The 14,139-nt window shown below is 60.7% G+C and carries 9 protein-coding genes and 1 pseudogene; all 10 read left to right on the forward strand.

What is annotated here, in order from left to right:
- A pseudogene (locus tag B3797_RS17005) lies at positions 1-129 on the forward strand (hypothetical protein); the annotation flags it as partial.
- An 11-nt stretch (positions 130-140) separates the two neighbouring features.
- Entirely contained in the window at positions 141-1,127 is a 987-nt protein-coding gene (gene dppD / locus B3797_RS17010) for a dipeptide ABC transporter ATP-binding protein (RefSeq protein WP_311784223.1), read from the forward strand.
- Complete coding sequence (gene dppF / locus B3797_RS17015) at positions 1,117-2,139, forward strand: dipeptide ABC transporter ATP-binding subunit DppF (RefSeq protein ID WP_311784224.1); 1,023 nt, start codon at positions 1,117-1,119, stop codon at positions 2,137-2,139. Before dppD ends, dppF begins: the two co-directional genes overlap by 11 nt.
- Positions 2,140-2,588: 449 nt before the next feature.
- A complete protein-coding gene (gene bcsO, locus B3797_RS17020) occupies positions 2,589-3,134 on the forward strand; it encodes a cellulose biosynthesis protein BcsO (RefSeq protein WP_311791685.1) in 546 nt (181 codons plus the stop codon).
- A complete protein-coding gene (bcsQ, locus tag B3797_RS17025) occupies positions 3,125-3,928 on the forward strand; it encodes a cellulose biosynthesis protein BcsQ (protein ID WP_311791686.1) in 804 nt (267 codons plus the stop codon). Before bcsO ends, bcsQ begins: the two co-directional genes overlap by 10 nt.
- Positions 3,929-3,978: 50 nt before the next feature.
- On the forward strand, positions 3,979-6,084 hold the full coding sequence (gene bcsA, locus B3797_RS17030; RefSeq protein ID WP_311784227.1) for a UDP-forming cellulose synthase catalytic subunit: 2,106 nt from the start codon (positions 3,979-3,981) through the stop codon (positions 6,082-6,084).
- Positions 6,081-8,534, forward strand: coding sequence for a cellulose biosynthesis cyclic di-GMP-binding regulatory protein BcsB (gene bcsB, locus B3797_RS17035; RefSeq protein WP_311791687.1), 2,454 nt, complete (start codon positions 6,081-6,083; stop codon positions 8,532-8,534). Before bcsA ends, bcsB begins: the two co-directional genes overlap by 4 nt.
- 5 nt (positions 8,535-8,539) lie before the next feature.
- A complete protein-coding gene (locus B3797_RS17040; RefSeq protein WP_311791688.1) occupies positions 8,540-12,349 on the forward strand; it encodes a cellulose biosynthesis protein BcsC in 3,810 nt (1,269 codons plus the stop codon).
- Entirely contained in the window at positions 12,349-12,792 is a 444-nt protein-coding gene (bcsD, locus tag B3797_RS17045; RefSeq protein ID WP_311791689.1) for a cellulose biosynthesis protein BcsD, read from the forward strand. The genes B3797_RS17040 and bcsD overlap by 1 nt, the downstream gene beginning before the upstream one ends.
- Positions 12,793-12,804: 12 nt before the next feature.
- Positions 12,805-13,809, forward strand: a complete 1,005-nt coding sequence (locus B3797_RS17050; RefSeq protein WP_311784230.1) for a glycosyl hydrolase family 8 — start codon at positions 12,805-12,807, stop codon at positions 13,807-13,809.
- The last annotated feature ends 330 nt before the right edge of the window (positions 13,810-14,139 follow it).

Consider the following 14,139-nt stretch of genomic DNA (forward strand, 5'->3'; position numbering starts at 1 on the left):
GGTGAGCAGAATAACCAGTCCAGGGAAGGTCACTACCCACCAGGACTGGTTATTCTGCTCACCGTACTGGCCTTTAACCTGATGGGCGATGGCTTACGCGACGCCCTCGACCCGAAACTCAAGCAGTAAGAGGCACCGAGATGGCGTTATTAAATGTAGATAAATTATCGGTGCATTTCGGCGACGATAAGGCACCGTTCCGCGCGGTAGACCGCATCAGCTATCAGGTAGAGCAGGGGCAGGTCGTGGGGATCGTCGGCGAGTCCGGCTCCGGCAAATCGGTCAGCTCGCTGGCGATTATGGGCCTGATCGATTTTCCCGGCAAAGTGATGGCGGAGAAGCTGGAGTTTAACCAGCGTGACCTGAAACGCATCTCCGAGAAAGAGCGCCGCCAGCTGGTAGGCGCAGAAGTGGCGATGATTTTCCAGGACCCGATGACCAGCCTTAACCCTTGCTACACCGTCGGCTACCAGATTATGGAAGCGATTAAGGTGCATCAGGGTGGCAACCGGCGTACCCGTCGTCAGCGCGCAATCGATCTGCTGACGCAGGTCGGCATCCCCGATCCGGCGTCGCGTCTGGATGTCTATCCGCACCAGCTGTCGGGCGGCATGAGCCAGCGCGTGATGATTGCTATGGCGATCGCCTGTCGGCCTAAGCTGCTGATTGCCGATGAGCCGACCACGGCGCTGGACGTGACCATCCAGGCGCAGATTATCGAGCTGCTGCTTGAGCTGCAGCAGCAGGAGAACATGGCGCTGATCCTGATTACGCACGATCTGGCGCTGGTGGCGGAAGCCGCGCATCACATTATCGTGATGTATGCCGGGCAGGTGGTGGAGAGCGGCAGGGCGAACGATATTTTCAAGGCGCCGCGCCATCCCTATACCCAGGCGCTGCTGCGTGCGCTGCCGGAATTTGCCGCCGACAAAGCGCGTCTGGCGTCGCTGCCGGGCGTCGTGCCGGGTAAATATGACCGTCCGGTCGGCTGCCTGCTGAATCCGCGCTGTCCGTACGCCACCGATCGCTGCCGTAAAGAAGAACCTGCCTTACGCGACATTCCGGGGCGTCAGTCCAAATGTCACTATCCGCTGGATGATGCCGGGAGACCAACCTATGAGTCTTGATAATACCAGGCAGGATTACCTGCTTCAGGCGATTGACCTGAAAAAACACTACCCGGTGAAGAAAGGCCTGTTTGGCCAGCAGCGCCTGGTGAAAGCGCTGGACGGCGTCTCCTTTAATCTGGAGCGCGGTAAAACGCTGGCGGTTGTCGGCGAGTCCGGCTGCGGTAAATCGACGCTTGGCCGCCTGCTGACCATGATCGAAACGCCGACCGAAGGCCAGCTCTACTGGCATGGTCAGGATCTGCTGAAGCACGATCCGCAGGCGCAGAAGCTGCGCCGTCAGAAAATCCAGATTGTGTTCCAGAACCCCTACGGTTCACTCAATCCGCGCAAAAAAGTCAGCCAGATCCTTGAGGAGCCGCTGCTGATTAACACCGCGCTGAGCAAGGCGGAGCGTAAAGAGAAGACGCTGGAGATGATGGCGAAGGTCGGCCTGAAAACCGAGCATTACGATCGCTATCCGCATATGTTCTCTGGCGGCCAGCGTCAGCGTATCGCTATCGCCCGCGGGCTGATGCTCGAACCCGACGTGCTGATCGCCGATGAACCGGTCTCGGCGCTCGACGTCTCTGTGCGCGCGCAGGTGCTTAACCTCATGATGGATCTGCAGCAGGAGATGGGCTTGTCCTACGTCTTTATCTCGCACGACCTCTCGGTGGTGGAGCATATCGCGGACGAGGTTATGGTGATGTATCTGGGCCGCTGCGTTGAGAAAGGCAGCAAAGAGGCGATCTTCAACAATCCGCGCCATCCTTATACTCAGGCGCTGCTGTCGGCCACGCCGCGTCTTAACCCGGACGATCGGCGCGAGCGCATCAAGCTGACCGGCGAACTGCCCAGCCCGCTCAGCCCGCCGCCGGGCTGCGCTTTTAACGCGCGTTGCCGCCGCCGTTTCGGCACCTGCGTGCAGCTACAGCCGAAGCTGAAGCGCTACGGCGATCAGCAAATTGCCTGCTTCGCCGTCGACCAGGATGAAAACCAGCCGGTCGGCGCGGCGGAAGGGATCGTTTAAAACAGAGGCTCCGTAGGAGCCTTTTTACTGCCAAATCCTTCACTCCATCTGATGCATCGTCAGCCGCCGCGAAAAAAACCAGCGTAAAAGTTTATCGTCGCTGACGTGAGCGGCTGCTCGCTTCCTTTCCAGGAAGCATAAAAGCCTGTCAGTTTTTCATTAAGAAAAAACGTAATAAAGATTCAACGCTTTACTGGCTGCAACATAAAGGGGTGAGAATAAAAATAATGGCTGAAACTCAATCAATGCCTTAACTATTTTACTTAAGAACAATTAATTAATTTATTCACAAAACCGGCCGGAAAGAGTTATGCGGGTTTCAAACGGGGCATAAAGATACAAATATTTTATTGGATATGCGGTTTTTATAATCAGATTTTTCTCACTCAGCCTAAATGAATGTGATATATTCCCGGCAAATTTTTCCCCTGAATGCAGGCCATGGCTCGATGAAAAACTATGACGATTTGCAGCGTTTTAAAGAAAAAACGCAAACGCTCGATATCGCCTTCAAAGATATGTCAGGTCAGCTACAGGAACCCGCCGAAAATAGCCAGTGGGCGCTTATCCGTCAGCTCGCTCATGAAGATGCTTCTACGCCGTTCAGCGGCAGCCAGCGCATCGATCTGCCGCAGCCGCAGCCTTTGCGCGGCGATGAATTCCATCCGTCAGCCGCATCCCCGCTGTCGCGCCAGCCGGCCGCAGCGCGCAGCGCTATCCTCGACAGCCTTGCGCAAGGCGCGCCAGCCGCTGCCGCAGCGGATCTGTCGCTGTTCCCGCCGCCGGTCAGCGCGCCGCAGCCAGAAGCTCAGCCTGCGGCCGCAGCGGCGCAACCCGCTCAGGCATATATCGCGCCACATACTGCCCCTGCGCCGCACGCAGACACGGCGCGTCGCTTTGGCGGCCTGTTCCGCGCGCGCCGTAGCGAGCCGGTCAGCCTGTCGAAAGAGACCCTGCTCAAACCGTTACTGGAGAAGATTGCGTTATGCCGTTAGTTTGTGTGTGCTCGCCGAAAGGGGGTGTCGGAAAAACCACGCTGGCGGCTAATCTGGCCTGGGGACTGGCAAGGGCGGGCAGCAAGGTACTGGCGATCGACTTTGACGTGCAGAACGCCCTGCGGCTGCATTTCGGCGTACCGCTCAACGATGGTCGCGGCTTTGTCGCGCGTTCGGAAGAGCAGGCGGACTGGAGCCAGTCGATTCTCACCACCGGCGGCAATATTTTCGTTCTGCCCTATGGTGAGGTAACCGAGCCGCAGCGCGAGCGCTTTGAAGAAAACCTGGCGAAAGACCCCCACTTCCTGCGACGCGGGCTGGATACGGTACTGAATTATCCCGGTCTGGTAATTGTCGCTGACTTTCCGCCCGGCCCCGGCCCGGCGCTAAAAGCGATGAGTGCGCTGGTGGACATGCACCTGGTGGTCATGCTGGCTGATACCGCCTCGGTCTCATTGTTACCGCAAATTGAAAATAACCGCATGATTGGCCAGCCGCTGAATAATCGGCTTGGGCACTATTTCGTGCTGAATCAGAGCGACAACCGCCGCAATATCAGCCGCGACGTTACCGCTTTTATGCAGCAACGTCTGGGAGAGAACTTACTGGGCGTCGTGCATCGTGATGAAAGCGTGGCTGAAGCCAACGCCTCACAGCAATCCGTTTATGATTTCAGTCCGGCGTCCGCCGCCGCATTCGATATTGAACTCATTGGAAAACGCGTGGCGAACATCCTGAATATTTCCGTCGGCAATGGCGAAGTTCAGGCACCGATCCGCAGCAATCATTATTAATTGCCTGGCGTTGCCAGGCTATAAAAACAGAGCTTTTCCCAGGGTGAATCATGAATAAGATCGGGTTTTACCTGTTGCTGCTGGTGCTTGCGCCAGTCGCAGCGGTGATCGTCATTACGCCGATGGACAGCCAGAAACAATATATATTTGGCTTAATCAGTATTTTGATGATGTTTTTACTGGGCTTCAGCAAAAGCCGCAAAATAACGGTAGTTATGGTTATTCTCTCTGCGCTGATGTCCACCCGATATATCTGGTGGCGCACCACTGAGACGCTCCATTTTAATTCCGAAACAGAAGCGATTCTCGGCATCGGCTTATATCTTGCCGAAATTTATGTCTGGCTGATTTTAATTCTCGGCTTTCTGCAAACCACCTGGCCATTAAAGCGCACCATCGAACCGCTGCCGGATGACGTCACTCTGTGGCCGACCGTGGACGTTTATGTGCCGACCTATAACGAAAGCCTCGACGTCGTGCGCGATACGGTGCTGGCGGCGCAGTGCATTGACTACCCGCGCGACAAGCTGAAGGTCTACCTGCTGGATGACGGCAAACGGCCGGAGTTTGCGGTTTTCGCCGCCGATGTCGGCGTCGGCTACATTACGCGCGAGGACAACAGCCACGCTAAAGCTGGCAACCTGAACCATGCCATGAAAATCACCAAAGGCGAGCTGATCTGCATATTTGACTGTGACCACGTCGCCACGCGAACGTTTCTGCAGGCCACCGTCGGCCCTTTCCTGACCGATCCGACGCTGGCGCTGCTGCAGACGCCGCACTACTTCTATTCGCCCGACCCCTTCGAGCGTAATCTGCGCGCGGCACGCACGATTCCCAACGAAGGCGCGCTCTTTTACGGGCCGGTGCAGCAGGGCAACGATAACTGGAACGCCACCTTTTTCTGCGGCTCCTGTGCGGTGATCCGCCGCGCAGCGCTGGAGGAGATCGGCGGCTTTGCGGTGGAAACGGTAACGGAAGATGCGCATACCGCGCTGAAAATGCAGCGTCGCGGCTGGGGATCGGCATTTCTGGCGATTCCGCTGGCAGCCGGTCTGGCGACCGAGCGTCTGGGTCTGCACGTCGTGCAGCGCACGCGCTGGGCGCGCGGCATGACGCAGATTTTCCGCGTCGATAACCCGCTGCTGGGGCGCGGCCTGAAATGGCAACAGCGTCTCTGCTATCTCAACGCGATGCTGCATTTCCAGTTCGGCCTGCCACGCGTGGTGTTTCTTACCGCGCCGCTCGCCTACCTGCTGTTCAACCTGAATATCATTCACTCGTCGGCGTCGCTGATCTTCGCCTATGTGTTACCGCACCTGGTAATGTCGCTCTACGTCAACTCGCGCATGAATGGACGTTTTCGCTACACCTTCTGGGGCGAAATCTACGAAACCGTAATGTGCTTCCATCTGGTGATCCCGACGCTGCTGACCCTGCTGTCGCCCAGACACGGCAAGTTTAACGTAACCGATAAAGGCGGCCTGCTCGATCAGGGCTTCTTCGACTTTCACATTGTGCGCCCGCACGTCATCGTGGCGGCGCTGCTGGCTATCGGCATTGCCGCCGGCGTGGTGCGCGCGGTGATGCACGACTACTTTGGCGTTGACCCCTGGGTTATCGCTCTGAACGTCGGCTGGGCCCTTTTTAGTTTGATTATTCTGATGGCGGCGATTGCGGTGGCGCGCGAAACCCGCCAGGTGCGTAAATCCATCCGCATTGAGGTCGAGATACCGGCGATTATCCACTACGCCAGCGGTATCTCGTCGCGCACCCGCACCAGCGATCTCTCAATGGGCGGCGCGCAGCTGGATGCGCCGGATAACCGTCACGAAACCGATGAGATTGAAGAGATCGATCTGCTACTGCAGTCGGGTGCCATAACTATTCCGGTAAGCAAAATTTCCGGCGACGATAAGTCGATTCGTCTGCGCTTCGCCGCGATGCCGCTGGCGCGCCGCCGCGAGCTGGTGCGCGTGGTGCTGGCGCGCGCCGACGCCTGGCTCCAGCCGGAGTATAAAAAAGACAATGCGCTGCTGTCGCTGGGCACCATTATTCGCACCGTGTTCGAACTGTTCTGGCTGAGCTGGAAAGATCGGCGCGCCGGAGGCAAAGCGGCCGCGCCTGCGGCGGCAAAAGAGGACGGCGCAGCATGAAAATCCTGAGACATACGCTGCTGGCGTCATCGCTGGCGACAGCGCTGTGGCTGACCGCCGGCTGGGCGGAACCCTCCGCTAATCCCGATGCGCCGGTTAACAGTGCCGCGCCCGCCGCGCCGGAGCCAGGCACCACGACGACCCAGGAAAACAGCGCGCTGTCGGCGCTGCCGCCGCCGGACGGGCTGGAGCAACCCGATCCGCAGCTTTCGTCCGCCGCCTCCGCCGCGCCCTTTGTGCCGGGCCAGCCGGTCGCCGCGCCTGCGCCTGCCGCCGCGCTGAATCAGCCGATCAGCAACACCATTTCCGTGGCGCAGATGGGCCAGCAGCAGGGCATTACCCTGACCGGCGGCCAGCTGCAGTCCGGCATTGTCTTTACCCTGCCGGGCGATGAGGTGATCACCAACGCGCATCTTAATCTGTCGCTGCGCGTTTCCCAGGCGCTGGCAGCGCGCAATACTTCGCTGCAGCTGATGCTCAACGGCCAGCCGCTCGGCACGCTGCCGCTTGGGGCCAGCGACAGCGACGTCAGCGACTATCAGCTGGAGATCCCCGCCGCAATGGTGGTCGCCAGCAATAACCTCAGCTTCAAGATTAACGATGCGGATAAGCTGCTGTGCGAAAAAGAGAGCGCGAAAAATTATCAGGTCACCATCCTGCCGAAAACCACGCTGAGCCTGGAAGGGCAGCAGCTTAATATCGGTACGCGGCTGCGCAACTTTCCACGTCCCTTTATCGATCCGCTGCGCATGACGCCAGCGTCGGTCTCTATGGGCTTCGCCAGCAACGTCGCGCCGGATGCGATCTCCGCCGCCGCACTGGTGGCGTCGTGGCTCGGCATTCAGAGCGACTATCGCGGTATTCGCTTTCCGGTAACGCGCGGCGAGCTGCCAGAGCAAAACGGCATCCTGTTTGGCCATCCGGGCGATCGAATCGGTACGCTGACTCTGCCGCAGACCAGCGGCCCGCAGCTGACGCTGGTGGATAATCCCAATAACCCGGTTTACAAACTGCTGCTGGTTACGGGCGAGGATGACGCCCGGCTGCGTCAGGCGGCTTTGCGTCTCACCACCGGGCCGCTGAATACCGACGCCAGCAGCCTCGCCGTCCAGCCGCAGGCGATCGTCAGCCGCAAGCCCTACGACGCGCCGCGCTGGATCAACACCAGTCGTCCGGTACGCCTGAACGCGCTGCTGGACCCGAATCAGAGCCTGACGTCGACCGGCATCTGGCACGACGCGCTGCGCGTCAACTTCCGCGCCGCGCCGGACCTCTTTCTGTGGGACGGCGATACTGTGCCGGTGAACCTGAACTATCGCTTCCCGTCGGAGAGCTGGATCGACGAGAACAACTCCTTCCTGAATGTGATGCTTAACGGCACCTTCCTGCGCAACCTGACGGTCAATAAAGTGGGCCTGCTGGAGCAGGCCTGGCACCGTCTGGGCGGCGACGCGCGGCAGGAGCAGTATCAGCTGCACCTCGATCCCTGGCTGATTTACGGCGATAACCAGCTGTCGCTTTACTTCAATATCAGGCCAAAAGCGGATGCGCCCTGCGGCGTGCTGATGAACAACAACATCAAGAGCCGCATAGAAGAGGCGTCATGGATCGATCTGAGCCATACGCGTCATTTTGCGCTGCTGCCGAATCTTTCTTACTTTGTCGGCGCGTCGTTTCCCTTTACGCGGCTGGCGGACTTTAGCCAGACCACGCTGCTGATGCCGGAAAATCCAGGCAGCGCCGAAATCGCCACGCTGCTCGATCTGGCGGCGCGCGCCGGCAACGCCACCGGCGCGGCGCTGACGCAAAATCAGGTTATCTTCGGTCTGCCACACGGCGGCACCAGCCTGGCGCGGCTGGCGAAAAGCGACGTTCTGGCGATCAGCACTACCGGCGACAGGGACTTTAACCAGCAGATGCTGGCGCGTTCGCCGTTTGAAACCAACGGCAGCACCTTTGGCGTTAAAACGCCCTCTACGCTCGACAGGTTGCGCAGCTGGCTAACCGGCGACTGGTATCGGCAACCGCTGGACGCCGATCGCTACTTCTCCTCGAACGAAGCGTGGCGCGGCTTTGTCAGCTATCGCTCCCCCTGGAATCGCGATCGCACCGTGGTAATGACGGTGGCCACCAGCGACGAACAGCTGCTGCGGCTGCATGACGATTTGAACTCAGCGCGCATCAACGCGGCGATCCGCGGTGATACCGCCATCATCACCGATGAAAACGGCATTCGCAGCTTCCGCGTCGGCCCTCAGTATCCGAGCGGCGAAATGCCCTGGTACATGATGGTGGTGTGGTACGCCAGCCAGCATTCAGTGCTGTTGGCGCTGGCGGCGCTGATCCTTGCCGGGCTGGCGGGCGTCGCGGTTTTCGCTATGTTGCAGCGCCATGCGCGGCGTCGGCTCGATCCGCAGAACGTACGCGATTCCGGTAAGAAGTCAGGATAAAAATAATGAAACTAAATCAGTTAAGCACCGGGATTCGCCGCACGCTGCTGCTGGGCGGTACGCTGACCTTCTCTTTGCCGCTGCTGGCGGCGGAAAGCACCAACCCCGCCCTGCAGGCGCTGTTCGATCAGGCAGCCTACTGGCATCAGAAAGCGCATGACGATTTAGCGAAGTCTGCGCTGCAAAAAGTGGTGATGGTTGAGCCGAATAACGTTCAGGCGCTCTATCTGCTGGCACTTTACTCGCAGCAGAGTGGCGACGTCGACGGCGCAGCGCGCTACCGTCAGCAGTTGAGCAGCGTTTCGCCGCAGGATGCGCGGCTGAGCGAGCTGGACAATGCGCGTCAGCTGCAGACTATCCCGCAGGCGCAGCTATCGCTGGCGCGCCAGCAGGCGCGCAGCGGCAATATCGCCGCGTCACTGCAGACGTGGCGTAATACCTTTAACGGCAACGAACCGCCTGCCAGCGTGGCGGCGGAGTATTATCTGACGATGGCGGGCGACCGCACGCTGCTGCCGCAGGCGGTTGAAGCGCTGCGGCAATTCTCGGCGGCGCATCCACAGGATACCGGCGCCAGACTGGCGCTGGGCAAAGCCCTGACCTATCAGGACGTGACGCGCCGCGAGGGCATCGATCTGCTTGGTACGCTGGCGGACGGCAATCAGGAGGCCGATCGCTCGCTGCGACAGGCGCTGATGTGGCTTAATCCGCAGGCGGAGGACGCCGCGCGTTATCAGACCTGGCAGCAGCGCCATCCGCAGGACACCGCGGTGATGGATTACTACCGTAAAAACGTCGGCGGCGCTGAAAAGGGCGCGGGTTTTAGCGCGCTTAACAGCGGGGACGTTAGCGGCGCGCAAAACAATTTCGAAAAAGTGCTGAGCGCTAACCCACAGGACGCCGACGCGCTGGCGGGCATGGGCTATGTCGCGCAGCGCGGCGGCCGCTACGGCGAAGCGGCGGACTATCTGCAACGCGCAGCGCAGCTCGGCGGCGAACAGGGCGCGGAACGCCAGCAGCAGGCCAGCGACGCGCGCTTCTATGCCCAGCTGGCGGCGGCGCAGCAGGCGCTGAAAAGCGGCGACAGCGCGCAGGCGCTCTCGCTCAGCGAGCCGCTGACCCAGGCGGAAGGCGAAAAGGGCGTTGCCGCGAAGCTGTTTCGCGCCGACGTGCTGCGCCGCAGCAACCAGTTCAGCGAGGCGGAGCAGGCCTACCGGGCTATCCTGCAAAGCGACGTGAACAACCGTAGCGCGAAAGAGGGATTGTTTTATGTGCTGCGCCAGCAGAACCGCAGCGCCGAAGCCAGTTCGTTGCTGCCGTCGCTGCCCGACAGCGTAAGGCAGAGCGTGGCACCGCGCGGCAACAGCAGCGATCCCGTTCGTCAGCAGGCGAAGCGCGAGCAGCAGGCGGGTAACATCCGCGCGGCGATCGTCACCCTGCAGCAGGGGGTTCAGCGCTATCCCAACGACGGCTGGCTACGTCTCGATCTGGCGCGCCTTTACCGCGCGCAGGGCGATACGCAGCAGGCCGCCAGCGTTATGGTCGCTGCGATGCGCGACGGCGCAAGCGTCGGCGAGCGCTATGCCGCCGCCATTAACGCCAGCGAAAGCGGGGGCTGGCAGCAGGCCAGTTCGCTGCTGGCGGGTATCCCTGCCAGCGCCCAGACGCGCGACATGCGCGAGCTGGCTCAGCGCGTAAACTTCAATCTGCAGATGGCGACCGCCGATCAATACCTGACGCAGGGCGCAAACGCGGCTGCCGCCAACACGCTGAAGGCGCTGGCGCAGACTCCGCCGACGAATCCGGTGGACGCAGGCAATCTGGCGCAGAAGCTCGCCAGAGCAGGCGAGGTCGCCGCCGCCGTCGCAATCGTGCGCGACAATATGCAGCGCGGCGTACAGGGCAATGCGGGCGACTACGCGGCGCAGGTTGCAGTGCTGAATCAGGCAGGCCTTGGCAGCGAAGCGCAGCGCTTTCTCAGCCGACCTGAACTGCAGGCGCGCAGCACGCCGACGCAGCTGGCGGGCATTCGCAACGGCTACGTAATTAACGAGGTCGATCGCCTGCGCGAGCAGAAACAGTACGCCGCCGCCTATGACAAGCTGATCGGCGCCTTACAGCACGATCCGCAGAACCGCGATCTGATGTTCGCCATGGCCCGTCTCTATCAGGACGGCAAGATGAACAAAGAGGCGGGCGTGGTCTATGACTATCTGATGACCCAGGACACAGCGACCCAGGATGCGCGCGTCGGCGCTATCAATGTGGCGCTGGCGCAAAACAATCTGCAGCGCGTCAACGAACTGTCTCGTGGCCTGCAGGCGCAGCAAACGCCGGAACGCCTGCTGCTGCTGGCGCGCGTCGCCGACGCTAACGGCGATCGCGCCCAGGCGATAAGCTACCTGCGTAGCGCGCGCGGCCAGCTGACGGGTCTGCAGGGAGCGCAGAGCGGCGAGACACCCACCATCGGCGGCCTGGCGCTGGCGGATAATCCTTTTATCAACCGCAGCACCTCACCGGTAGGACGTTCGGCTTCCAGCTACGGCAGGGTACTGCCGTGGCAGAGCGCGCCGGCTGACGTGGTGCGCGGCGGCGAGGCGGCGGCGCTGGCGGGGGGCGACAATTCCTCGCTGCAGCAGGCGCGCACTCTGCATCAGATCGACAGCATGATGGAAGGACTGCAGGAGCAAACCGGCAGCTGGGCGCAGGGTCAGGTGCAGGTGCGCGGACGTGACGGCGAGTCAGGCCTCAGCAAGCTGACCGAAGCGAAAGCGCCGCTGACCTTCTCAACTGTGCCCTTTGGCAATGCGCGTTTCGATTTCACTATGACGCCGGTCTCGCTGACGGCGGGCAGCGCGGCGGGCGACGCGTGGCGTCGCTTCGGCAGTAATGCGCTTGAGCAGGCCAAAGTGGTTGCCGCAGGCAGCGCGAAGGTGACCGATGTGCCGAGCGCCTCTACCGATTCGCAAAAGGCGTCCGGCGTAGAGCTTAACCTGGCGCTGAAAGGCGACAGCTATAAGATCGACCTCGGCAGCACGCCGCTGGGCCAGGATCTCAGCACGCTGGTGGGCGGCGTGCAGTGGTCGCCGAAGCTGACCGACTTCCTGACGCTCATCCTCACCGGCGAGCGTCGCGCAATGACAGACAGCCTGCTCTCGTATGTCGGCGCGCAGGACAAAGCGAGCGGCAAACGCTGGGGCAGTGTCACCAAAAACGGCGGCAACGCGCTGTTGAGCTATGACAACGGCGATGCTGGCTTTTACGTTGGCGGCGGCGCCTACCGCTACGCTGGCGAGAATGTGGCGAGCAACAACAGCCTCAACGCCACGGCGGGCGCTTACGTGCGGCCTTTCCATACCGACGATCGCGAGCTGAAGGTCGGCATGAGCCTGAACTGGATGGATTTTTCGAAAAACCTCAGCTATTTCAGCTATGGCCAGGGCGGTTACTTCAGCCCGCAAGACTATGTAGCGGTCTCTTTCCCCGTGGATTTTACCCGCAAGTTTGACGATCTGAGCCTGAAGATCGGCGGCTCGGCTGGCTACCAGTCCTACAGTCAGGATCGCAGCGCTTATTTCCCCAACGATCCCTCTCTGCAGGCGCAGCTGGAATCCTATGCCGCGAGCGGCGCGGTGAAGAGCGCTTACTATAGCGGCGGCGGCAAAAGCGGCATCGGCTACAACCTGCATGCCGGCGCGGACTACAAGGTGAACAAAGATGTCACCATTGGCGGTCAGCTTGGCTACGACACCTTTGGCGACTACAGCGAAAGTACGGCACAGCTCTACTTCCGCTATCTGTTTGGAGATAACTAATGGGTGAGCATATGGGTGCGGTAAGCCACACGCATCAGCCTGGCTGGTTCGATCTGGTCAGCGTGATGATGGAAGGGATGCTCGCGAATGCGGGCAGAGAAGAGGCGGAGGCGTTTCTCTACAGCATGGGCGAATCGCTGGCGGCACGCTATCCTTTGCCTGACGCGCGTACGGTGCAGGATCTGGAGCGCGACATGAATTTGCAGCTGGCCCGCTTCAGCTGGGGGTTTGTTCAGCTACAGCCGCAAGACGCGGCGATTCTGCTGAAGCATCATGCGCTTCCTGCGGGCGACGGCGCGCTGGACGCGGAAAGCTGGCAGTCGGCGATGGCCGCTGTGCTGGCGGGACTTTACGGCGGCTGGCTGCGCGCCCAGGGCGGCGGCGCGGCGGTTGCGGTAACGCTGGAGTTTAACGATGGCAATACGCTGCACTATCGGTACTAACGGAGCGATGAGATGACAAAGCCAGCCTGGCTGAGATGGGTGATTTTTTTCATGGTGATGATGGTAAGCGCGCAGGCTTCGGCCGACGGCTGGAGCACCTTCAAGAGCCGCTTTTTAACCCCGGAAGGACGTATTGTCGATAACGCCAACAATAACGTCAGCCATACGGAAGGGCAGGGCTACGGCATGCTGCTGGCGGTAGCGAACGACGATCGCGCCACGTTCGATAAGCTGTGGGGCTGGACGCGCCAGCACCTGCTGAATACGCAAAACGACCTCTTTTACTGGCGCTATACGCCAGATGTGAGCGATCCGGTAGCGGATAAGAATAACGCCTCCGACGGCGACGTGCTTATTGCCTGGGCGCTACAGCGCGCGGCCGATAAATGGTCTTCGCAGGCCTATCAGCAGGCGTCGGATCGGATTCAGCGCGCCATTGTGAAGCATAACGTGGTGACCTTCGCCGGCCATACGGTAATGCTGCCGGGCGCGCAGGGTTTCAACAAGAGCAGCTATGTCGTGCTGAACCCCTCTTATTTTCTCTTCGAGGCCTGGCGCACCTTTGCCGACCACAGCCATCTCAAGGTGTGGAACACCTTGATTGATAACGGCATGGATCTGCTGGGCGCGATGCATTTCGGCAAAACGGGTCTGCCGCTCGACTGGGTGGCGCTGAATGCTGACGGCTCGGTCGCGCCAGCGGTGGGCTACTCCGGCCGCTTCAGCTACGACGCGATTCGCGTGCCGCTCAATATCTGGTGGTATGACCCGCAAAGCCTGCGTCTGGTGCCGTTTCAGAACGTCTGGCAGCGTTACGGCCGCCTGACGACGCCCGCCTGGTTCGACGTGCTGGGCAACAGCAACGCGCCTTATAATCTTGACGGCGGCTTGCTGGCGATCCGCGATCTGACGCTGAACGAGACGGGGTATATCAGCGACCGGATTGCGCCGGATCAGAACTACTTTTCCGCCAGTTTGCAGCTGCTGGTGTGGCAGGCCTTGCAGGAGAAGCGCTAAGCGTTTACCTGCTGCGCAGGGACTCTGGCTTCGCTGTGCGAACGGGCGCTAAGCAGAGGGTGTTTGCAGCCGTCGAACCCTGGCGCGGGTTTTGTTCGCCTGGCAGCGGGGGCTTCAGTGCAGGTTTCGTTCGCACGACAGGCGGGGGCTTTAGTGCAGGTTTCGTTCGCTTAACAGCGGAGGAGCCTCAGCGCAGGTTTCGTTCGCCCAACAGCCGGGCAGTTTCATCCCGCCCTCTGCGGGCGACCGAGCAGGGCCGCAAGGCGTCGGCCCTGCACCCGCGCCCTGGGCCAGCTTCGCCGCCCGCTACGCGGGTTCCTTCGCTTCGTC

The sequence above is a fragment of the Pantoea sp. UBA5923 genome, assembly GCF_002431095.1.
In the GTDB taxonomy this organism is placed as follows: domain Bacteria; phylum Pseudomonadota; class Gammaproteobacteria; order Enterobacterales; family Enterobacteriaceae; genus Pantoea; species Pantoea piersonii.